This is a genomic window from Streptomyces sp. NPDC089424 (assembly GCF_044749345.1).
Lineage (GTDB): Bacteria > Actinomycetota > Actinomycetes > Streptomycetales > Streptomycetaceae > Streptomyces.
In genome coordinates, this window is record NZ_JBIVHU010000001.1 from 68107 (window position 1) to 89470 (window position 21364).

The window sequence follows — 21364 nt, forward strand, 5'->3', positions numbered from 1 at the left end:
GTCGCATGCCACCTCGTCGAAGTTACGACCAGTACTGCTCCGCCGCCCGTGCGCTCGACGTCGTGGGTGACCGCTGGACCCTGCTGATCGTCCGTGAACTGCTCGCCGGTCCGCGCCGGTACACGGACCTGCACGCGGACCTGCCGGGCGTCAGCACGGACGTACTCGCCTCGCGGCTGAAGGACATGGAGCGCGACGGGCTGACGACCAGGCGCCGGCTGCCGCCGCCCGGTGCGGCGTACGTGTACGAACTCACGCCGCACGGGCACGCGTTGCTGCCGGTGCTGCAGGCGCTCGGCGAGTGGGGGCAGCCCGCGCTCGGTGAGCGGCGGCCCACGGACGCCGTCCGGGCGCACTGGTTCGCGCTGCCCCTGCTGCGGGCCCTGGAAGGCGAGGGACTCGTCGAAGTGCGGCTGGAGGAAGGGGACTTCCATCTGCACGTCGGCGCCGGGTCGGGGGCCGTGTACGGCGACGGGCCGGCGCCCGGTGAGCCCGACGCGCTGCTGGTCCTCGGCACGGAGACCTGCACGGCCCTCGCCCGCGGCGAGGTGGGCGTGGCGGAGGCGGTACGGGACGGCCGGATCACCGTGTCCGGGGACGGCACCCTGGCCAAGGCGCTGCGGGAGGCGTGAGGAAAAGGCAGGAGGCCCGCACGGGGCGGGCCTCCCGAGCGGGCACCGGCGGCGTCGGCGCCCAGGGCGTCAGACTCCGGTCGGCCGTCCCGACCCCCGGGTCAGCGCGTACCCTCCGATGCCGGCCAGCGCGGCCAGCGCGCCGCCCACCGCGGTCCACACCCACCGGCTGGACCACCAGCCGGAGGTCCAGCCGTCCTCGGGCTCGATGCTCGACAGCACCGCAGCGTCCTCGTCCTCCTGCCGGGACGTGACGGCGGCTCCCGGCACCAGCGGCTCGGCCAGTGAGCCGTCCACCGCCGCCGCGCCGCCGATCTCCTTGGACTCCACCCGCACCTCGGCGCCCACCGGCAGACCCAGGTCGGACGTCGGCAGGCCCACCGCCGTGAGGCGGATGTAGTACGTGCCCGGCAGCGGGTCGTTCGCCCACGGCTCCGCCCAGGCGCGGACCGTGCGCAGCGTGCAGGCCAGTTCCAGCGAGGCGGCGTCCGCGGCGGCGGTGCGCGTCTGCGCCCCGTACTGGCAGGCCTGCCGGCGCCGCAGACCGTCGGACACGTCGATCTGCCAGGTCTCGGCGGCGTGCGTCTGCGGCAGCTTCACCGTCGCCTTGACGGTGGGTCGCTGACCGGCGTCCGCGGGGAACGACCAGTACAGGTAGTCGCCCGCGGAGGCGTCCGCGGTGGCCGTCTGCCCCTGGACGAACTCGGCGGCCGTGCGGAACGACGTGCCCGCCTGGACGGGCGCCGTCGCACCAGGAGCCGACGGGTCCGGCGAGGGGGAGTCGGCCGCGGCCGGTGCGGCGGCCCATCCGAGCGCCAGCAGCGCCACGCCCAAAGCCTTCACGACACGCATCAGTTGGTCCTCCAGACCGCGACCCGCCAGCGTGACAGCCAGCCCCACAGCACACCGGCGACGAAACCGGTCAGGACGAGGGCGCCGAGCAGCCACCAGCCGCGCCCGAGGCCGAAGGCGGCCACGTCGTGCGACGGCGAGGGCCCGTCGACGACGTCGATCGTCAGCTCCACCGGCAGCCCGGGGGTGGTCTTCACACCGGAGGCCGCCGAGAAGGAGTGGGTGACCTGGAGGCACACGCTCTCGGCCACGGGCTCGTCCTCGTCGCTGTCGCGCTTCGGGTAGCGCAACCCCGTCGAGACCACGTCCGTACGGCCGTTGCCCGCCGCCTCGCCCCGGACGATCTCGCGGCCCTTCGCCGTGACCGCCCGCAGCAGCACGCCGTGGGCCGGGGTGACGTCGCGGTCCGCGGACACGCTCACGGAGGCGCGCAGTTCCTGGCCGGGCAGTACGTCCACCCGGTACCAGCGCTGCTGCCCGAACTCCTCGCGGTCGGTGAACAGGCCCGACTTCAGCGTCGGCGCCTGCGCGCACTGCTGCGCGCCCTCGGTGGCCACCGGCGTCACCACCGGATCGGCCGCCCGGTCGACCAACTGGTTGACCCGGTCGGTCAGTTCGTCCGTGTGCTGCACCGACGTGTAGGTGCCGCCGGTCGCCTCCGCGATGCAGCTCAGCTGCTGCCGCATCTTGGTGTTGGGCACCAGGCCGAGCGTGTCGATGGTCAGTCCGATGCCCTTGGCGGCTATCTCGCGGGCCACCTCGCACGGGTCGAGCGGGGCGCACGTGTCCTCGCCGTCGCTGATCAGCACGATCCGCTTGGAGCCGGTGCCGCCGTCGAGGTCGCCGGCCGCCTTCAGCAGCGCCGGGCCTATCGGAGTCCAGCCGGTCGGAGCCAGCGTGGCCACCGCCGCCTTGGCCTCGGTCCGGTCCAGCGGGCCGACCGGGTAGAGCTGGGCGGTGTCCTTGCAGCCCGTCTTCTGGTCGTCGCCCGGGTAGTTGGCCCCCAGGGTGCGGATACCGAGCTGTACGTCCTCGGGGGTGGCGTCCAGCACCTCGTTGAACGCCTGCTTCGCCGCCGCCATGCGCGACTGGCCGTCGATGTCCCGCGCCCGCATCGAACCGCTGACGTCCAGTACGAGGTTGACCTTGGGCGCGGCGGCCGTGGTCTCGTCGGCGAGCGCCGTCGACGGGAGCGCGATCCCCGCCGCCAGCGCGGCGAGCAGGGCGCAGGCCCCCACCGCCGGCCGTTGTCTTGTGATCATCGGCGGATCCTATTGATCAGAGGTGTCGCCCTCCAAAACAGGAGATCGTCGGGCCCGCACGGCGGGCCGTCCGGCCCCGGAACAGCCGGTCAAAGAAGCGGATTGGGCAACTGTGCCCACAGGTCGCCGATCCGCCCCGGTGACAGCCGCATCAGCGTCAGCGCCTTGGTCGGCAGCGCCTCTTCGCGCAGCGCCGCGAGGTCGGGGGTGCGCGGCAGCTCGCGTACGGCCGTCTCCAGGGCCGCCGCCAGCCTCGGTGCCGATCCCGCGGTCCCGGCCAGCGCGCCCGCCACCAGCGAGCCGAACAACTTGCGCCGCAGCGCCGTCACGTCGTCCGTGACGATCCTGGCGGGCAGACCCGGGTCGGGGATGCCGTGCCGGGCCAGCCGGGCCGGGCTGACCCGGATGTCGGCGAGGTCGCGGTAGACCAGCCGCACCGGCGCGCCGCTCGCCGCCAGCACGACCAAGAGGTTCTGGCCGTGCGCCTCCAGCGCCACGCCCAGGTCCAGCAGCCGCAGTCCGACGCCGAGCGCGAGCCGCGCGAAGTCGCCGAGCCAGGCCCCCGACCGCGCGAGTCCCGTGGTCCCCAGCGCCGCCACCGGCAGCACCCGCTCACCCGGGCCCTCGTACTCCCGCGGCGACTCGCGCAGCACGGCCGCCAGGTCCGGCGACCCGTCCGTGACCGCGCCCAGCGTGCGCGTGACGTGCAACAGCCCGTCCGTGCGCGCCGCGAGTTCCTCCGCGAACGCCGAGAGGGTCATGGACGCCGCCACCGACGGCACCGAGATGTCCCGCACGGACGAGGTGAGCCGCGCGCTGAGCGCCGTCTTGACGTGGACCCCGTCGTCCAGGGCGAGGGTGCGCAAGGACATCAGCGGGTGCCCGGTGAGCTGCTCCTCGCAGGGCCGCTTCAGCACGTGCGCCGCCTGCCAGGGGTGCACCGGGACCAGCACCCGCCCCCCGTCCCGCAGACGGTCCGGCCACGCCCCGGTCACCAGGCAGGCCTCGGCCGGGACCGGCACCAGCCCGAGCCCCACCAGCGGGCGGTGCTCGGGGGCGAGCGCGAGCTGCTCGGCCACCGAGAAGCCGAGCCGCGAGCGGCAGTTCGGGTGGTACGGATGCCCGTCCACCACCCGCTGCTCCCACTCCCAGTCCTGGTCGGGCCACTCCTGCGGGTGAGTCGGCTGCGCCGCCCTCGACAGGGCCAGGGACGCGGCGCTGTGGTCGAGTTCGAGGGCGAGCTCCGCGCCGTGCGGTACGGCGAGCTCCGTCATCAGCCGTGCCGGACGGTCGTGACGCACGTCGTCGAGCCGTACGTCGCCGACGTAGGCGGTGGTCGCGTACGGGTCCGGGGCGGGTCCGTGCAGCCGGCGGCCGTCGCGCAGCCGCAGGGTGACGCCCTCCGGCCCCGGCACGCGGCCCTCGACCCAGGGGAGCGGCTCATGGGTGAGCGCACGCCACAGGCGTGTCAGTACGGCCGCCCGGGCGGCGGGCAGTTCGGCCGCGTACCGCGCGGCGAGGTCCGGGCGGACGACGGACAGCTCGTCGGCGACCTCGGCCTCGGCGGTGGGGGGACGGTGCACGGGCGGGCTCCTCGGGAACGAGTCGGGGCAGGCTGGCCCGACCTCGGCGGTCACGGCGGGGGGTGACGACCGCGATACTGATGATCGTCTCCGCCCGAATGAACCGTAGGGAACGAGTGGAACGCGTGGACCTCATCCCCCCAGCCGGCGGCGCCGACGCCGTGGCACCCGGCGACGTCGCCGATCCGGCCGACACCTACGCGGCCGCACCCCTGCTCAACTGTCTGCTGCGCGAGGTGGCGCGGCCCCTGCCCGGTCGGGACGGCGTCCACCGGCTGCCCGGCACCGAACGGCTGCTACGGGTACGGGGCGGCCGGCGGCCCACCGCACCCGAGGTGTACACGCCCCACGGCTGGCAGCGCCTCGGCCACGCCGAACTCGTCAAGCTCGTCACCGAGGAACTGCGCCGCCACACCGGCCTGTCCAACCACGAACTGCCCGCCGAGATGTCCGACAGCCGTGACGCCGTCGCCGCCGTCCTCGCCGCACGGGCGCGTGCCACCCCACCGGACGATCCGTACCTGCGCTCCGAGCAGTCCCTGATCACCGGCCACCCCCACCACCCCGCGCCCAAGGCGCGCGGCGGCGGACCGGTCGCCGGCTGGCTCCCGTACGCCCCCGAGGCGTACGCCCGCTTCCCGCTCGTCCTGCTCGGCGTGCGCGAGGACACCGTCGTCGAGGAGGGCGACACCTCGGCCCTCGACGCGCTCGGTGAGCCCCCGCCCGGCTACCGGCTGCTGCCCGCCCACCCCTGGCAGCTCGACCTGACCGCCCGCGCCCTGGCCCCGGCCTTCGCCGACGGCCGGCTGATCCGGCTGGGCACGACCACCGACCCGGTGCACCCGACGGCCGCGATCCGCACGGTGTACGCCCCGGAGCGCGACCTGTTCCTGAAGTTCAGCCTCGACGTGCGCATCACCAACGACGTGCGGCGGCTGTGGCGGCACGACCTGCTCGAGCTGCGCCGCACGGACGCCGCCACGAGCCGGGCCCTGGCGGACGGCCCCGCGGCCTGGCTGTCCGACCGGGGCTACCGCACCGCCGGCTTCGCCTTCGAGGAACTGGCCGTCCTGGTCCGCGACGGGCTGCGCGGCCACCTCCTGCCGGACGCGACCCCCTACCTGGCCGCCGGGCTGGTCGAGGGCTTCACCGGCAGCCCGCTGGACGGCCCGACGGACCCGGCGCGCTGGTGGGAGGCGTATCTGCGCCACATGGTCCCGCCCGTCCTGGCGGCCTTCGCCGACCACGGCGTCGTCCTGGAGGCGCATCTGCAGAACTCGCTGGTGGCCTGCGACGCGGCGGGTACGCCGGTGCAGGCGCTGTTCCGGGACGCGGAAGGCGTCAAACTGCTGCCGGACGTGGAGCGGGCCGCCGGGTGGGAGCGGCTGGTGTACTGCCTGGTCGTCAACCACCTGGTGGAGCTGGCCGAGGCCCTCGCCGAACGCCATCCGGGTCTGGACCCGTGGCCCGCCGTCCGCCGCGAACTGGCCCGGCACGACCTGCCCGAGATCGCCGGACTGCTGACCGCGCCGACGCTGCCCGCGAAGACGAACCTGCTGCTGCGCTGGACGGGCGCGGACGGGGCCGACGCCCGCTACCGGCCGTTGCCCAACCCGCTGGCCGAGGGATAGGCCCCGGTCACCTGTTCGCACACCTGGCTTAGTCTGACCGGTGTGCCGCGCGGTGGTCGGCCAGGGGCGGAGGGGCGGAGCATGCTGGAGCCGGTGGGTCTCACGGACGCCGAGACCGATGTGTATCGCGCCCTCGTCCTCGCCGTCTCGGCGTCGGTGACGGACGTGTCCTCGGCGACGGGCACGGACGCCGAGGCCGCCCGGCGCCTCCTCGCGGCGTTGGAGGACAAGGGCCTGGCCCGAGCGGTGGAGGGCGCGCCGGGACGGTTCGTCGCCAACCCGCCCGATGTGACCCTGCTGCCTCGGCTCGAACGGCGCGCCGGTGACCTGGACAAGGCCCGAGCCGTCATCTCCGAGCTCATGGAGGCCTACCGCCACCATGCCTGGGCCCGTGACGCGGGTGAGGTCGTCGAGATCATCACGGGCGCCGGGGCGCTGCGCCAGCGCCTCCAGCAGATCCAGTCCACGGCCCGCCGGGAACTCCTGTGGTTCTGCAAGGCGCAGTACGTCGCGATGCCGTCGGGCACCAACCAGGCCGAGTTCGACGCCATGGCCGAAGGGGTCGCCTACCGGGTCCTGTACGAGCAGGCGTTCTTCGACGACGCGGGCGCCGTCGACAACGTAGTCAAGGCGGTGCGTGCGGGTGAGGTGGCGCGCGCCGTGCCCGCCCTGCCGCTGCGGATGGCCATCGCCGACCGGTGCCTGGCCATCTGCCCGCTGGCGCCGGCCGGCCCCGCGGGCGACCCCCGGGACGTCACGGCCGCGGTCATCCGCGGCAGCAGCCTGCTGGGGGCGCTCGTGGCGCTGTTCGAACGCTACTGGGAGATCGGCGTCCCCCTGCACGTGACCCCGGAGGGCCGGCTCGGCGGATCCGGCGCGAAGCCCGACCCCACCGCCCTCACGGCGGACGACCGGCACCTGCTCTCGCTGATGGTGGCCGGACTCACCGACCAGGCCATCGCCGGTCAGCTCGGCATCAGCCGCCGCACCGTCCAGCGGCGCATCCAGGGCCTGATGAGCCTCGCGGGCGTCGCCACCAGGATGCAGCTGGGCTGGCACGCCGCCCGCCGCAACTGGATCTGAGACCCCGGTGCGCCGGACCGCGCCCCGGCGGCCGGTCAACGCACCGGGGGAGGCGCTCAGGCGCGGGCGGGCTGGGCGTACAGGCTCTTGCCGCCGCAGACGTACAGCACCTGGCCGGTGACCGACCTGCTCGCGGGCGAGGCGAAGTACCGGGCGGCCCAGGCCACGTCGGCCGGTTCGCCCAGCGTGCCCATGGGCTGGGCCAGCAGCAGCCGGTCCATCACCTCCTGGGGCTCACGGCGCAGCAGCGGCGTGTCGATCAGGCCCGGCGCCAGGCAGTTGACGGTGATGCCGTACTTCGCGAGCTCGATGGCGAGCGACCGGGTGGCGGAGACGACACCGCCCTTGGAGGAGGCGTAGGCGAGCTGCCCGTACCAGCCGAGCCAGGCCCGGGACGCCACGTTGACTATGCGCCCGCCCCGGCGCGGGATCATGGAGGCGGCGGCCGCCTGGCTGCACAGGAAGACGCCGGTCTGGTTGACGGCGACGGTCCTCGCCCACTCCTCCTCGGTGATGTTGCGCACGCCGTGGTCGATGCTGATGCCCGCGTTGTTCACGAGGACGTCGACGGGGCCGAGCCGCTCCTCGACGCCGGCGAAGAGCCCCCGCACCGCCTCGCGGGAGGCGACGTCCACCGGTAGCCCGATGGCCGTGGCGCCCAGCTCCGAGAGCTGCCGCGCGGCGAGTTCCGCCCGGTCGGCGTCGATGTCCGCGATGGCCACGCTCGCGCCGGCGGTGGCGAACTCGCGGGCGATCGCCAGCCCGATGCCGCTGCCGGCACCGGTCACCACGGCGACCTGTCCGCCGAGATCCATGGGGTCTCCTTCGTTCGCGTCGTTCTGCTCGCTCTGGACGCTCTGGTCGTTCTCGTTCATCGTGCTTTCCGGTCTCAGACGGACAGGCTGGACAGCAGGCTCGCGCCGCCGCAGACGTACAGGACCTGGCCGGTGACGTAGCCGCTGCGGGCGTCCGCGAGGAACGCGGCGGTCTCGGCGATGTCCTGCGCGGTCACCGGATGCGGGGTCAGTGCCTCCGGCTCGTACAGGTGGGTGTTCTCGGGGCGGCCGGAGTCGCGCAGCGGACTGCCCTCGGGCGGCAGCGCGGCGACCACGTTCACCGTGATGCCGCTGCGGCCGAGCTTCAGCGCCAGGCTGCGGGCCGTGGAGACCAGCGCCCCGCTCTCGGCGGCCAGGTCGGGCCGGCTCGGCCAGCCGAGGCCGTCCCGGCTCGCGACGACCACGACACGGCAGCCGCCGTCCTTGCGGGACCGCAGGTGCGGACCCAACTGGTCGATCGCGGCGAGGAGTTGCTCGGCGGGGCGGCCGGAGACGTCGTCGTCCAGCAGTCCCGGCTCGTAGACCAGGGCGTCGAGGGGACCGGCCATGGCGGCGGGGGTGTCCACGGCGGTCCGGACGTCGTGTCCGGCGGAGGCGAGCCGTTCGGCGATCGCGCGCGCCGTGGCGGTGCCGGCCGGGTCCAGGACCAGGGCGCGGCGCGAAGGAGTGGGGTCGGACATCGGGGGAAGGCCTTTCGGTCGGCTCAGTCGGAGGTGAGGATGTGGACGGAGCACGCCCCGTTGTCGACACCGAAGATGCCGCCGCCGGTGACATGGGTGAGAGCGACGGAGGCGTCCGCGACCTGGAGGTCGCCGGCCTGACCGGTGAGCTGCCAGTAGGCCTCGCAGATCTGGGTGGCTCCGGTGGCGCCCACCGGATGCCCGCGGGACATCAGACCCCCGCTGGGGCTGACGGCGACGCGTCCGTCGCGGTCGAACTCGCCGTCCCGCAGCGCCTGGTGGGCCTTGCCGCGCTCCGCGATGCCGAGGGCCTCGGCGTGCAGGAACTCGGCGATGCTGAAGGCGTCGTGCAGTTCGACCAGATCGAGGTCGCCCGGCATGAGACCGGACATGTCGTAGGCGGCCCGTGCCGCGCGCTCGGTGATGTCCGGCCAGGTCATGTCCCGGTACCCGGTGTGGAAGGTGCCGGACCGTACGACGCTGGCGCGCATCCGCACGCTCGGCGTCCCCAGCGCACGGGCGACCTCCTCGGTGCACAGCAGCACCGCGGCGGCGCCGTCGCTGTTGGGGCAGCAGTGCAGCAGCCGCAGTGGGTCCGCGACCGGCCGGGAGGCGGCGACGTCCTGTGCGGTGACCTCGCGCCGGAAGTGGGCGCGCGGGTTCAGGGCGCCGTTGCCGCGGTTCTTGACGGACACCGCGGTCAGGTCGTCCACGGTGGCACCGAAGTCGTGCAGGTACCGCTGGGCACGCATGGCGTACGCGGCCGGCATCACCATGCCCTGCTCGATCTCGATGTCGTTGGTCGTCAGCGGCAGCGTGCCGCCGCCGAACGCCGAGAGGTTCTCGGCGCCGAAGGCGATCACCACGTCCGCGGTCCCGGAGGCCACGGCCTGCCAGCCCAGGTGCACCGCGGAGGCACCGCTCGCGCAGGCGTTCTCGACGGTGAAGACCGGCTGCCCGGACACGCCGACACGTTGCAGGACGCGCTGGGTGAGCAGCGAGCCGCCGTACGTGGAGCCGCCGAAGCCGGCGTCGACCGCGTCGGGGGTGATCCCGGTCCGGTCGAGCAGTTCCTTGACGGCGCGGTGGCCGAGCTCGGCGGCGTTCAGGGTGGGGTGCTTGCCGAACGGCTGGACGGCCGCGCCGGCGACATGGACGGGCCTCATCGGGTACCTCCGGTGGGGTCTGCGCCGCCGTCGACCGGGGTCACGGCGTACGAGGTGAGCACGGATTCGCCGGTCCCGGCGATGGGAGCGACGGTCAGCCGGACCGGGGTGCCCGGCGCCGGCGCCTCCTCGGCTCCCGGGACGTGGGCGAGCAGACGGACGCCGCTGATGTCGACGTAGGTCAGGACGTACGGCGCCTGGAAGCCCCGCGGGGCGATCCGTACGACGGAGGAGGCGTAGACGCGTCCCTCCGGGTCGCTGCGGATGTCCCGCACGTCGTCCGACGCGCATGTCGAGCACGTCCGGCGGGGCGGGAACCAGCGGGCGGCGCAGTTGTCGCAGACGGTGAGGGTCAGCGTCGTGCGGTCCCCGTCCTGGTGGGTCCACTCGGCCCCGACCCGGCGGTCGGCCGGCGGTGGCGGCGGTGTTGACGGCATGGTGTGCGAAGTCCTTTCGGTAGAGGGGTCAGCGGCCGTGGAACTCGGGCGGACGCCGCTCGGCGAAGGCGGTACGGCCCTCCACCCGGTCCTCGGTGTCCCGCAGCACGCCCCACATCAGCTGCTCGACGGCGATCGACTGGGTCAGCGGCAGGTCCTGCGTGCGGTCGGCGAGGGCCTTGAGGCTCCTGATCGCCAGGGGGCCGTTGGCGGCGATGCGGTCGGCGACGTCCAGGGCGGTGGGCAGCAGGTCCTCGGTCGGCACGAGGTCGCTCACCAGGCCGATGCGGTAGGCCTCCTGGGCGTCGATCCGGTCGCCGGTGAGGAGCATCTTCATGGCGACGGCCCGGGGGAGGGCCCGCAGCAGCCGGGACACACCGCCCACGGCGGGGACGCTGGCCACGCGCGGCTCCGGCAGGCCGAAGGTGGCGTTCTCACCGGCGATCCGCAGATCGCACTCGAGGGCGATCTCGGCGCCGCCGCCGAGGGCGTGCCCGTTCACGGCGGCGATCAGCGGCTTGCCGATGTTCAGCTCGCTGAGCGTGATGGCCCGGACGTACAGACCCTCCTCGACGCTCTGCTCGTACGGGGCGTAGTACGAGCTGGCGAACGGGGTCTTCGGCGGGAGCGTCTTCTTCAGGTCGGCTCCGGCGCAGAAGGCGCGGTCCCCGGCGCCGGTGATGATCCCGACGGCAAGTCCCGGGTCGTCGCGGAACGCGCGCAGGGCCTCGTTCAGCGCGCGCATCGTCTCCACGTCCAGGGCGTTGAGTGCCTCGGGGCGGTTGATGCGCACGATCAGTGTCCTGTCGGTGCGCTCGGTCTCGATGGCCATGGTCAGCCCACCACTCCTTCTTCAGCGAGGCGTTCGTAGGCGTCCGGGTCCAGGCCGAGGAGGTCCTGGCAGACCTCGCGGGTGTCCGCGCCCAGCAGGGGCGCCGGGCCGCGCAGTGCGCCGGGGGTGGTGGACAGCCGGTACGGGATGTTGTCGTAGACGCTGGGGCCCATCTCGGGGTGGTCGAGGACGACCCAGTGGCCCCGGGCGTTCAACTGGGGGTCGGCCAGCACCTGTTCGGCGTCGCTCACCGCCGCGGCCGGAACGCCCGCCGCGGTGAGCGCGTCGGCCAGCTCGCCCGCCTGCCGGGTGGCGGTGGCCGACGCCATGAAGCCCTCCAGCTCCTGCCGGGCGGCCCGGCGCCCCTCGGCGGTCGCGAGGTCCGGCCGGGAGGCCCACGGCGGGTCGCCGAGCGTCCGGGTGAGCGCCGTCCACTGGCGGTCGGTGCTGACACTGACGGCGCACCAGCGGTCCTCGCCGGCGCACGGATACACGCCGTGCGGCGCCGCGACCGTGTCCTCGTTGCCCCGTCGGCCGGCCGGCAGCCCCGCGGCCGCCGCGAGGAGTGCGGGGCCGACCACGTTGACCGTGGACTCCAGCTGGGCGAGCTCGACGTACTGGCCCTCGCCGGTCCGGCGCCGCCGGCGCAGTGCGGCGAGCACCGCGACCGCGGCGTGCAGCGGGTTGGGCACGTGGTCGGGGTAGTTGGTGCCCGTGCCCACCGGGGGCCGCCCGGAGTGGCCTGTCAGGCCAAGCAGACCGCCGGCGGCGGCGATGGTCAGGCCGTAGCCCCGGAAGTCGCGGTGCGGTCCGGCGTTGCCCTGCATCGGCATGTCCAGATAGACGACGTCCGGCCGTACTTCGAGGACGTCGTGGTAGCCGAGGCCGAGCCGGTCCATGGTGCCGGGAGTGAAGTTGTTCGCCACGACGTCGCTGCGCGCGATGAGTTCGAGGGCCAGGTCCCTGCCGCGCGGATCCTTCAGGTCCAGGCAGAGCGACCGCTTGCTGGTGTTGCGGTTGGCGAAGTAGCCGCTGCGGTCGGTGCCGGGGGAGCCGTCACGGAAGGGGGCCATGCCGCGGATCGGGTCGGTGCGCGTCCGGGACTCGATCTTGATGACGTCGGCGCCGTGGTCGGCGAGCGGTTTGGTCAGGAACGGGCCCGCGCCGACCCAGGTGAAGTCGGCGACGCGTATCCCGTCGAGCGGGAGCCGGGAGGTCATGGTGCTGTTACTCCTTGGTGCCTGCGGGCGTGCGGAGGGGGGCGGCGGCCGGTTCGTCGCCTGGCAGGGCGTCCAGCACGGCGCGGGTGTGGGCGCCGGGCGCCGCCGGTACGTCGCCCGGGGCGACGGCGAGACCGTCGAAGCGGTACGGCGACCCGGGGAAGGGGAGCGCGGCGCCGCCGACGGCGAGCGTGCGGAAGAAGTCCCGGCCGGTCAGCTGAGGGCTGGTCAGCAGGTCCTGCGGGGTGGAGACGGGCGCGATGCTGATCCCGCGCCGCTGCCCTTCCTCGTAGAGCTCCCGCTTGGTGCGGGGGGCGGCGAACCGCTCGAAGAGCGTCCGGAACTGTTGCACCCCGCTCGCGCTCCGGCGCCAGGCCCGCTCCCGCCAGCGGGGCTCGCGCAGTCGGGCGGCCTCCGCCAGGCCGTCGGCCTCCAGCCACTCGGTGATGGCGTCCCAGGCGAGCGGAAGCCCGCCGAGGCCTCCCACCAGGTAGATCCAGCCGTCGGCGCAGGCGAACAGGCCCGTGCCGGCCTCGGCGGGGCCCGCGCCGAGGCGCGTCCTGACGACGCCTTCGAGGTCGACGTACTGGACGGCGTTCTCCAGCGAGTGGGCGACCGCCTCCTGCGCGGACACGTCCACGACCTGGCCGTGGCCGCCGTCCTCCAGGGCGAGTACGGCGATCAGCGCGGCGGTCGCGGCGTGCACCCCGGCGATCACCGAGCTCTGTTCCCCCCAGGCCCGTACGGGTGGCAGGTCCGGATCCCCGGCCAGCGCGAGCAGCCCGCCCGCCGCGAGCAGGGTCAGGTCGCAGGCCGGGCGGTCGGCCCAGGGCCCGGTGAGCCCGAAGGGGCTGACGGAGACATGGATCAGACCCGGATGCCGGCGGGTGACGTCCTCGGGGTGCAGCCGCCGGGCGCGCAGCTGTGCCGGACCCTCGCTCGTGAGCAGGAGCTGGGCCGTGGCCAGCAGCTTCTCCAGCTGCTCGGCCTGGCCGGGGTCCTCCAGGTCCAGGACGACACTGCGCTTGCCGGCCTCGGTGAAGGCGAACGACAGGCTCGTGCCGTCCCCGGTCAGCGGGGGCACCGCGCGCTCGGGTGCGCCGCCCGGGGGCTCGACGCGGACGACGTCGGCGCCGAGGTCGGCGAAGAGGCGGCCGGTGTACGTGCCGAGGCGGGTGCTCAGGTCGACGACGCGCAGACCGTCGAGCGGGCCGGGGCTGTTGCGTGCGGTCATGTTCACCAATCCGCCAGAACGGTCAGGCCGGCCCAGCTGACGAGGGGCGCGACGAGGACGAGGCCGAAGCCCCACTTCATGAGCTGCCGGTAGACGACGGCCTGTTTCTCCTCCGGCGCGTTGGCGACGACGATCGCGCCGTTGGTGGAGAAGGGGCTGGAGTCGACCACGGACGAGGAGATGGACAGGGCCGCGATCAGCCCGACCGCGCCCACCTGACCGCTCGCCAGGAGCGGGACGGCCAGCGGGATCAGGGCGCCGAGGATCCCGGTGGTGGAGGCGAAGGCCGAGACGACGGCGGCGATGTAGCAGATGAGCAGCGCGGCGAGCAGCGGTGCGTCCAGCCGCGAGATGGCGTCACCGAGGTAGTCGACGGTGCCGACGGTCTGCATGAGGCCGCTGTAGGTGACGATGCCGCAGACCAGCAGCACGATGCCCCAGCTGATCTGGCCGACGGCCTCCTTGGCGGGCGCGGGCGAGAGCAGCGTGAGCAGGACGGCCGCGGTCAGGGCCATCAGGCCGACGTCGAGGTCGAACACGAGGGCGCCGATCACCATGGCGGCCATGCTCACGAGGGTCACGACGCGGTCCCGGTCCAGGGCGAGGGTCTCCGTCCTGGCCGGCGCCTCGGTCACGACGCCGGTTTTCCCGCGTCCGGCGCCGGATTGCGGTGCACCGGCGCCGCCGGGTGCGGCCTCCACGACCTGGGCGGCGCGCCCCGCGCGCAGCAGCTTGCGGCCACCGAAGGCGAAGAAGACGCCGAGCCCCAGGAGCACGTTGAAGACGAGATTGCTCAGGAAGAGGCCGGTGACGTCGCCCGGGATGCCGCTGCGCTCGACGACACCGTTGGTGACCACGCCGAGGACACCGATCGGGGAGAAGTTCCCCGCCGCGGAGCCGTGGACCACCATGAGGCCCATGAGTAGCGGGTTGATCCCGTAGCGCGCCGCGAAGACCATGCCGACCGGGGCGATGATCGCGACGGCGGCGGGGCTGACCGCGCCGAGCGCCACGAGTACGCCGCTGATCACGAACATGACCCAGGGGATGGCCGCCACCCTGCCGCCGACCGCGCGGACGGCGGCCTGGACCAGCCATTCGACGGTGCCGTTGTTCCTGGCGACGGCGAAGAGGTACGTGACGCCGACGAGGATGACGAACAGCTCGGCCGGGAAGCCGGCGAGCACCTCGGAGGTGTCCATCCCCAGCACGCCGACGCCGACCGCGAAGGCCGCGACGAAGGCCAGGGCGCCGAGGTTCACCGAACGGATCGTGCCGATCACGAAGATCGCCAGCAGCGCCGCGATGGATACAAGCTCTGGGGACAAAGGGGATCTCCTTGATCTCACGGATCCGGCCGCCTGACCGGCCCGGCCGTGCGGCTCACCGCGTCGCCCGAAGCGACGCTTCGAGATTCCGAATTTAACTTCGCATTTACGTAGTGCGGGATGCTAGGTCGGCAGGGGGATGCCGTCAAGGGAAGCCAGTATGCCGGGAACCGGCGGAGCCGACGCAGGCTGCACTTCGTGAAACCGAATAGTGTTTCGGAGACGGATGGACGACGCTGACTGCCACGGCATCGACAGAGGGGGCACGCCATGAACCCGGCACGCATCGACCGGGCGCTGGTGATCCTGGGGTACCTGGCCCAGCATCAGGAGGGCTGCACGCTCAAGCGCCTGTGCGACGACCTCGCCCTGCCCATGAGCAGTGCGCACGACCTGCTTCAGGTGCTGGTCGAACTGGACGCGGTCAAGCTCCTCGGACAGCGCACGTACGCCCTCGGGCCGCGCTCCGTGGTCCTCGCCCTCTCGATCGTGGACAGCGTCGACATCCGGCACGTCAGCCGGCCCTATCTGGTCGAGCTGTGCGAGGAGATCAACGAGAACACCTACCTCGCCGTGCGCAGCGGCAGCAGCGTCGTCTACGCGGACCGGCAGGAGGCGGGGCAGACCCTGTCCGTCGTCATGAAGCTCGGCGGGCCGCGCCCGCTGCACGGCTCGGCCGTCGGCAAGCTGATGGCCGCCTGCAACGCCGACCTCGAACAACGGGTTCTGCACGCACCCGAGTTGGAGAAGTTCACGCCGTACACGCTCGTGAACCGCGACCGGCTGCGGCACGAGTTCGAGGGCATCCGCGCGTCCGGCTACAGCGTCAGCGACGGAGAGAGCGTCGAAGGGATCCTGGGTGTCGCGACCCCGGTCGTCGACGCGTCCGGCGCCGTGAACGCCGCGGTGCACGTCTCGGCGCCCCGGGGGCGACTGTCCCCGGACCGCCTGCCGTTCGTGGTCGCCGCGATGTCGCGGGCCGCCGCGCAGATCTCCCGGCAGCTCGGGGCGGCGCAGGACACGGTCACGTCCAGGTCCCTCGACGAGATCCGTGCCTTCGAGGAGACGCGGGCCGGCGCGCGGCAGTGAAAGGGGCGGTGTCCAGCACGCTCTCCCCAGGTTCGCGTGTGGACACCGCCCTGTGGCCGCCCGCGCCGCTCAGCGGGACGGCCCCTGCACGCCCATCGCCCACTCGATGTGGTGCAGGTGTCCGGTGGTGCGGGCCGGTCAGTCGCCCGCGGGGAGGTCGGCCTCCCGTACCCGGCGATGCCTGCCGCTGCCCGGCAGTTCCAGGAGGGCGGGGTGCTCGTGGGCGCGTCGGCCGCGGTGGCGGCCGGCGCCGGTGGCGTCACCGGTCGGGTGCAACTGCGTGGCGGCCGGCAGGAAGGTGGTCTTGGGCATCGGAACTCCGGAAAACACTGTGGTCGAAGCGGTGAGCGCCGGAGCGGTGTGATCGGCTCCTTGGCCATCGCGCTTGCATTGAACCTAACAGATGATTGATGGGGTTCAATGATTTTCGGAGTGTGATGGTTGCAACGTCCGGGACTGATCCGAGCAGCTCTTCGGTGATCTCCCGCGAGCTCAGTCCGCGGTCGCCGGCGGGGTGCGACGGTAGACGCCGTGCCAGTAGCCGTTGGCCAGTTCGCGGGCCACGGCGTCGTCGTCGCCGCCGTCGCTGCCGGCCACCTGCTGGGCGATGACCTGGCCGCCGCCCTGGACGATGATGCGGGCGGTGAGTTCGGCGTCGATGTCCGCGGGCGTCCGGCCGGCCCGCTGCTCCTCCCGCAGCACGGCCACGACGTGGTCGACGAAGCGGCCCTGGTCGGCGGACCACGCCTCGCGCACCACCGGGTCGTACGCGGCCACCTCGTTGATCGCCGACAGCAGTCCCGCGTGCTCGCGGTAGTGGCGCAGGATCAGCTCATAGGTGCGGGCCAGGCCGTCGACCCCGCCGCCCGGGGCGCAGGGCCACCAGGACGCGGCGATGGCGTGGCTCTCCGTCTTCAGCGAACCCCCCAGCCGCAGCAGCAGGTCCACCTTGTCGCGGAAGTACAGGTAGAAGGTGGAGCGGGAGATCCCGGCGGCGTGCGCGATCTGCTCGACGCTGAGCTCGGTGAAGGTGGCACCGTCGCGCAGCAACTCGTCGATCGCCGAGAGGATCCGCCGCTCCAGGGCGGACCGCCGATCGGCCGCGCTGGAGCGGCGTCGCGTGGTGGAAGCCATGGACTCATCCTAGGGAACCGCCCTGACGGGGCCGGTCGCCCGTCGGCGCGCACGGCCCGCGGAGCCTGGGGAACGTCCGAGCCGTGGGCGTTCAGGAGGGCCGTGGGGCAACAGGGCCCAGCAGTCCGGCGGATTGCTGGGCCGAGGTCGTGCGCGGGCGGTGCCGATGCCTCGGCGGATCCGTGGCCGATCGGCCGCCGGCCGCCGGCCGTGGCGCATAGACCTTGGACCGGCTCGCGGCGCGTCCGGCCGGGAAGCGTTGTCGGCGCCGGGTTCCCGGCGAGGTCTCGAAGGTCGCGGCACCGCGTTCAGGGCCGCGTCCGTCCGGCGTGCCGTCGTCCGCGGCCGGCGGCGGGGTCTCGGCAGAGGTGATCGGCGCGCCGAACTGGAGCACGCTCGGGACGCGCCCGCGGTCGCCGGGCTCACCGGACGGACGCCGTCCTCGGTGCCGGCGATCACGGCGTCGCCCTGCCGCAGGCCTCGGGCCTCGCCCGTGCTCTGCCGCTGACCGGTTCCGATCCCGTCAGCTGCCCGCGACGTGCAGGACGGTGACGCACGCGGCCACGACGGCCGCGGTGAAGGCCGGAGCGGCCGCGGCGAAGCCGTCCTTGACGCGCAGATGGGACGCCACCCCGCCGAGCAGCAGCACCACCAGGCCGGCGGCCGCCGCCACGCCCGCCCAGGTGGCGAAGAGGCCCACCAGCAGTCCGGTCGCCGCGGCGACCTCGGCCAGTCCGACGAGGCGGAGCAACCCGGTCGGCACCCGCAGATGCTCCGCCATGCCCCGGGTCCGCGGGGTGTCCGAGAGCTTGGGTGCGCCGGCGAAGGTCATGAAGGCCGCGAGCACGCAGGACAGCAGTGCGGTGGCGAGGGACATCGGATTCTCCAGTCGTGCGTGTCCGCACGGTGAGGCCGTGCGATGCGTTGATCCCCGCCAATAATAGAGACACATCAATCATTGCGAAGTGGTGATGATTATCTCCTTGGTACTGTGGGGGCATGAGCGTGAATGAATCCGTGACCGACGCGGCCGGGGGAGATCCTCTGAACCGGCTCGGATTCCTGCTGGCGCGCAACGGGGCCATCGCGAACGGTCGCGTCCACCGGGCCTTCGAGTCCTGCGGCCTGGCGGCCCGGCCGGGCGCGGCGCTCATGCTGGTGGGGCGAACCGGCTTCATGGGTCAGCAGGCGCTGGCGACGGCCCTGGAGGTGGATCCCAGCATCATGGTCGGCATCCTGAACGAACTGGAGTCGGCCCACCTCGTGGAGCGCCGGCGCGACCCCGCCGACCGTCGGCGCCACATCGTGGCCATCACGGAGGAGGGCCGCGGTCTCCTGTCCAAGGCTCAGGACGCCGTCGCCGAGGTCGAGCGCGGGCTGTTCGCCGACCTCTCCGCCGAGGAACTCGCCACGCTCCGGGATCTGCTGGCCCGCGTCCGCAGCACTCCCGGTGACCCCGCCTGCGCCGAGGACTGATCGGCACTCCGCGCGTACGGACACCGCGCGGGCGCCGTCACTCGGCGCAGGCCGGGTCGTCCGGAGGTGTCTCGATCCGGCGGAGCAGTCCGCGCAGGGTGGCGATCTCCTCGGGTGACAGGCGCCGGAAGAGATCCCGCTCCACCTCCGTCACGGCCTGATGGGTCTTGGCCATGAGGCAGTCACCCTCGCCCGTGATGGCCACGATGTGACGCCGTCGGTCGGACCGGTCCCGCCGGCGCTCCACCAGGCCGGCGGCCTCCAGGTCGTTGAGGATTCCCACCATGACGCTCGCGTCGACGTCGAGCGCCGCGGCCAGCGCCTGCTGCCCCATGGAACGGGATCTGCCCAGCAGGATCAGCGTCGTGCCCTGCCGGGGGGTCAGCCGGACGTCCTGGAGCGCGCGGCGGATCCGGTTGTCGGCCACGGCGCCGTGGCGCGCCAGCAGGAAACCGAGCCGTTGCAGGAGATCGCTCTCCCCGTCGTCGATCGCGCGCTCGTCCACAGTCACCTCGTGATGCTAACAAGCTTTCAATCATCGAGCTGCATATACCGTTGAGCAGCATCCACTAGTCTCCGGTCCGTGCTTGCGATGGACATCACGTTGGACACCGTGTCCGATGCGACTTACGCTCCCTCTCGCCAGGCCGTCGCAGCGCTTGGCGTGAGCGAACGACCAGGGAAGTGGACATCCAGTGACTGCAGATGGGGTCCCCCGTCCGACGCTGCTCCTCGTGCACGGGGCGTGGCACGGCTCCTGGTGCTGGCAGCCGCTGACGGCGGAGCTGAACGCCCGCGGCCTGCGCACCCGCGCGGTCGACCTGCCCAGCGCCGGACGGGAGGCCGGGGTCCAGGACGACGCGGGGGTGGTGCTGGAGGAGCTGCGGCGCATCGACGGCCCGGCCGTGGTGATCGCCCACTCCTACGGGGGTGTCCCCGTCACCCAGGTCGCGGCGCGGGCCGGGAACGTCACACGGATCGTCTACCTGGCGGCCTACCAACTCGACGTCGGCGAGAGCCTCCTCGGTTTCCACGGCGCCCCCGTGCCGTCCGAGCCGCGCGGCCTCCAGGCGGTACCGGACAACCCCGTGCCGATGTTCTACGGAGACGTTCCCGAGGCGGAGGCGAAGGAGGCCGTCGGGCGTCTGGTGCCGCAGAGCACCAGGTCCTTCAGCGACGGCCTCACCCGGGCGGCCTGGCACACCGTCCCCTCGACGTACGTCGTCTGCGCGCACGACCAGGCGCTGCCGCCCGGGCACCAGGAAGGGCTGGCGGCCAGGTCAGGAGCGGTTTACCGCATCGCGAGCGGCCACTCGCCCTTCCTGTCGATGCCCGCCGAACTGGGCGCACTGCTCGAGGAGATCGCCGATGCCTGACGACGCGACGACCGCATGCGCGACGACCGACAACGCACCGGCCTACAACGCACCGGCCGACGACACACAGGCCGGCAACGCACCGGCCGACGACACACAGGCCGGCAACGCACCGGCCGACGACACACAGGCCGGCAACGCACCGGCCGACAACGCACCGGCCGACGACACACAGGCCGAGAGCGCACAGGCCGAGAACACACCGACCTACGACGCGACGACATACGACGCGACGACCGACCGCGAGGAGTACATGGTGGGCACCACCGGACCTGAGGGCGCGACGAGCGTGCCCTCCATCGAGACCGCACGGGACGAACTGGTCGCCCGGGCCGCCGCCCTGCGGCCGCTGCTGCGGGAGTGCGCGGCGCGCGGGGACGCCGACCGGGCCGTGCCGAAGGAGGTCGTCGACGCCTTGGCGCAGGCCGGCGTCTTCCGGCTGCTGACGCCGCGGCGCTTCGGCGGCTACGAGACCGACCTGCGCACGCTCACGGAGGTGTCGGAGGCGCTCGGCGAGGGGGACGGCTCGGCGGCCTGGGTCGGGATGATCATCTCGGTGACGAACTGGCTGGCCTGCCTGTTCCCCGACCAGGCGCAGGAGGACGTGTTCGGCGCCGACCCCGACGCGCGGGTGACCGGAGTGGCCGCGCCGACGGGTGTCGGGGAACGGGTGCCCGGCGGCTGGCGGGTGACGGGCCGCTGGTCCTACAACTCGGGTGCGCCGTACGCGACCTGGGCGGCCGTCGGCGCGCTGCTGCGGGACGCGGACGGCTCGGTGCGGGACCAGGCGCTGGTGCTGATCCCGGCCTCGGAGCTCGTCGTCGAGGACACCTGGCGCATGGCGGGCATGCGCGGCACCGCCGGCAACACGCTGGTCGGGCAGAACGTGTTCGTCCCCGAGCACCGGGTGCTGTCGGTGCCGGCGGCCGCGGAGGGCGTGTATCCCCGCAGCGACCGGGACGAGGCCCTGTACGGCGCGGCGTTCGGGCCGATGCTGCTGCTGTGCCTGGTCGGGCCGCTGCTCGGGCTGGGCAAGGCGGCGCTGGACACCGTCGTGGAGGCCGCGGGCACGAAGCCGCTCGCCTTCACCGTGCACGGCCGGCAGGCCGACTCCGTCGGCGTGCAGACCCAGGTCGCGCAGGCCGCGCTGCGGTGGGAGACCGCCCGGCTGCTCGCCTACCAGGCCGTCGACGAGGTCGACCGGGGGGTGGTCGGACCCCTGGAGTACGCCACGCGCGCGCACGTCCGGGCGCGCGCCGGCTACGCGGCCCAGCAGGTGGTCGAGGCCATCAACACGCTGCTCGACGTCCACGGCTCCTCGGCGTTCGCCGACGACGGCCCGCTCCAGCGCATCTGGCGCGACGCCAACACCGCGGCCCGCCACGCCGGCCTCGTCCCCGCCGTCGGCCTGGAGGTCTACGGCAAGAGCCTCCTCGGCGTCCAGGACCGCGTCAGCCTCATGGTCTGAGGGCGTCGAGGCCGTGCACGTACGCGGGCCCTGGAGGAGACTGGA

General features: G+C 73.4%; 22 protein-coding genes. 7 read left to right on the top strand and 15 right to left on the bottom strand.

Translation table 11 applies throughout. The features are described 5' to 3' along the window. Positions 1-5: 5 nt before the first annotated feature. Entirely contained in the window at positions 6-632 is a 627-nt protein-coding gene (locus ACIP2X_RS00290) for a winged helix-turn-helix transcriptional regulator (protein WP_401665395.1), read from the top strand. 69 nt (positions 633-701) lie between these two features. Here ACIP2X_RS00290 and ACIP2X_RS00295 read toward each other — a convergent pair whose 3' ends face one another. The 3 genes from ACIP2X_RS00295 to ACIP2X_RS00305 form a co-directional block, all read right to left on the bottom strand. Then, on the bottom strand, positions 702-1484 hold the full coding sequence (locus ACIP2X_RS00295) for a hypothetical protein (RefSeq protein WP_401665397.1): 783 nt from the start codon (positions 1482-1484) through the stop codon (positions 702-704). After that, positions 1484-2746 (bottom strand): VWA domain-containing protein, encoded by a 1263-nt coding sequence (locus ACIP2X_RS00300; protein WP_401665399.1) that lies wholly within the window; start codon positions 2744-2746, stop codon positions 1484-1486. Before ACIP2X_RS00300 ends, ACIP2X_RS00295 begins: the two co-directional genes overlap by 1 nt. Before the next feature lie 89 nt (positions 2747-2835). Further along, the gene (locus ACIP2X_RS00305) at positions 2836-4329 is read right to left on the bottom strand and encodes an IucA/IucC family protein (protein WP_401665402.1); all 1494 of its coding nucleotides are present in this window, start codon (positions 4327-4329) and stop codon (positions 2836-2838) included. A gap of 116 nt (positions 4330-4445) precedes the next feature. Between ACIP2X_RS00305 and ACIP2X_RS00310 the strand changes: the two genes are divergently transcribed. Both ACIP2X_RS00310 and ACIP2X_RS00315 read left to right on the top strand, forming a co-directional pair. Then, positions 4446-5960 carry an IucA/IucC family protein gene (locus tag ACIP2X_RS00310; RefSeq protein ID WP_401665405.1) on the top strand — a complete coding sequence of 505 codons (1515 nt, stop codon included), beginning with the start codon at positions 4446-4448 and terminating at the stop codon, positions 5958-5960. Positions 5961-6041: 81 nt separating this feature from the next. Further along, positions 6042-7043, top strand: coding sequence for a helix-turn-helix domain-containing protein (locus ACIP2X_RS00315; RefSeq protein ID WP_401665408.1), 1002 nt, complete (start codon positions 6042-6044; stop codon positions 7041-7043). 56 nt (positions 7044-7099) lie between these two features. Here the strand turns inward: ACIP2X_RS00315 and ACIP2X_RS00320 are convergent, their stop codons facing one another. Genes ACIP2X_RS00320 through ACIP2X_RS00355 form a run of 8 tightly spaced genes read right to left on the bottom strand, consistent with a single transcriptional unit; the run spans position 7100 to position 14776 of the window. Next, entirely contained in the window at positions 7100-7918 is an 819-nt protein-coding gene (locus tag ACIP2X_RS00320; protein WP_401665410.1) for an SDR family NAD(P)-dependent oxidoreductase, read from the bottom strand. A 14-nt stretch (positions 7919-7932) separates the two neighbouring features. After that, a complete protein-coding gene (locus ACIP2X_RS00325; protein WP_401665413.1) occupies positions 7933-8559 on the bottom strand; it encodes an SDR family oxidoreductase in 627 nt (208 codons plus the stop codon). A 23-nt stretch (positions 8560-8582) separates the two neighbouring features. Beyond that, positions 8583-9725, bottom strand: a complete 1143-nt coding sequence (locus ACIP2X_RS00330) for a thiolase family protein (RefSeq protein WP_401665415.1) — start codon at positions 9723-9725, stop codon at positions 8583-8585. Continuing rightward, positions 9722-10162: a Zn-ribbon domain-containing OB-fold protein gene (locus ACIP2X_RS00335; RefSeq protein WP_401665417.1), complete on the bottom strand. Its 441-nt coding sequence runs from the start codon at positions 10160-10162 to the stop codon at positions 9722-9724. The genes ACIP2X_RS00330 and ACIP2X_RS00335 overlap by 4 nt, the downstream gene beginning before the upstream one ends. Positions 10163-10190: 28 nt before the next feature. After that, the gene (locus tag ACIP2X_RS00340; protein WP_401665420.1) at positions 10191-10994 is read right to left on the bottom strand and encodes an enoyl-CoA hydratase/isomerase family protein; all 804 of its coding nucleotides are present in this window, start codon (positions 10992-10994) and stop codon (positions 10191-10193) included. A 2-nt stretch (positions 10995-10996) separates the two neighbouring features. After that, positions 10997-12214: a CaiB/BaiF CoA transferase family protein gene (locus ACIP2X_RS00345; RefSeq protein WP_401665422.1), complete on the bottom strand. Its 1218-nt coding sequence runs from the start codon at positions 12212-12214 to the stop codon at positions 10997-10999. A 7-nt stretch (positions 12215-12221) separates the two neighbouring features. Next, positions 12222-13448, bottom strand: a complete 1227-nt coding sequence (locus tag ACIP2X_RS00350; RefSeq protein WP_401665424.1) for a CoA transferase — start codon at positions 13446-13448, stop codon at positions 12222-12224. Positions 13449-13450: 2 nt separating this feature from the next. Next, positions 13451-14776, bottom strand: coding sequence for an SLC13 family permease (locus ACIP2X_RS00355; RefSeq protein ID WP_401665427.1), 1326 nt, complete (start codon positions 14774-14776; stop codon positions 13451-13453). Positions 14777-15046: 270 nt separating this feature from the next. Between ACIP2X_RS00355 and ACIP2X_RS00360 the strand changes: the two genes are divergently transcribed. Beyond that, a complete protein-coding gene (locus ACIP2X_RS00360) occupies positions 15047-15865 on the top strand; it encodes an IclR family transcriptional regulator (RefSeq protein WP_401665430.1) in 819 nt (272 codons plus the stop codon). Positions 15866-16003: 138 nt separating this feature from the next. On the opposite strand, the gene ACIP2X_RS00365 is transcribed toward ACIP2X_RS00360, so the two are convergent. From ACIP2X_RS00365 to ACIP2X_RS00375, 3 genes are all read right to left on the bottom strand, one after another. Beyond that, on the bottom strand, positions 16004-16177 hold the full coding sequence (locus ACIP2X_RS00365) for a hypothetical protein (protein WP_401665432.1): 174 nt from the start codon (positions 16175-16177) through the stop codon (positions 16004-16006). Between the two features lie 180 nt (positions 16178-16357). Beyond that, the gene (locus ACIP2X_RS00370; protein ID WP_401665435.1) at positions 16358-16999 is read right to left on the bottom strand and encodes a TetR/AcrR family transcriptional regulator; all 642 of its coding nucleotides are present in this window, start codon (positions 16997-16999) and stop codon (positions 16358-16360) included. 523 nt (positions 17000-17522) lie between these two features. Continuing rightward, the gene (locus tag ACIP2X_RS00375; protein ID WP_401665437.1) at positions 17523-17876 is read right to left on the bottom strand and encodes a DoxX family protein; all 354 of its coding nucleotides are present in this window, start codon (positions 17874-17876) and stop codon (positions 17523-17525) included. Positions 17877-17998: 122 nt separating this feature from the next. Here ACIP2X_RS00375 and ACIP2X_RS00380 point away from each other — a divergent pair, with 122 nt between their 5' ends. Then, positions 17999-18475: a MarR family winged helix-turn-helix transcriptional regulator gene (locus ACIP2X_RS00380; protein ID WP_401665440.1), complete on the top strand. Its 477-nt coding sequence runs from the start codon at positions 17999-18001 to the stop codon at positions 18473-18475. Positions 18476-18512: 37 nt separating this feature from the next. On the opposite strand, the gene ACIP2X_RS00385 is transcribed toward ACIP2X_RS00380, so the two are convergent. Beyond that, positions 18513-18986 (bottom strand): MarR family winged helix-turn-helix transcriptional regulator, encoded by a 474-nt coding sequence (locus ACIP2X_RS00385; RefSeq protein ID WP_401665442.1) that lies wholly within the window; start codon positions 18984-18986, stop codon positions 18513-18515. Between the two features lie 184 nt (positions 18987-19170). Between ACIP2X_RS00385 and ACIP2X_RS00390 the strand changes: the two genes are divergently transcribed. Together ACIP2X_RS00390 and ACIP2X_RS00395 are read left to right on the top strand one after the other, a co-directional pair. Further along, positions 19171-19851 carry an alpha/beta fold hydrolase gene (locus ACIP2X_RS00390; protein ID WP_401665445.1) on the top strand — a complete coding sequence of 227 codons (681 nt, stop codon included), beginning with the start codon at positions 19171-19173 and terminating at the stop codon, positions 19849-19851. After that, positions 19844-21319, top strand: coding sequence for an acyl-CoA dehydrogenase family protein (locus ACIP2X_RS00395; RefSeq protein ID WP_401665449.1), 1476 nt, complete (start codon positions 19844-19846; stop codon positions 21317-21319). Before ACIP2X_RS00390 ends, ACIP2X_RS00395 begins: the two co-directional genes overlap by 8 nt. Positions 21320-21364 lie beyond the last annotated feature (45 nt).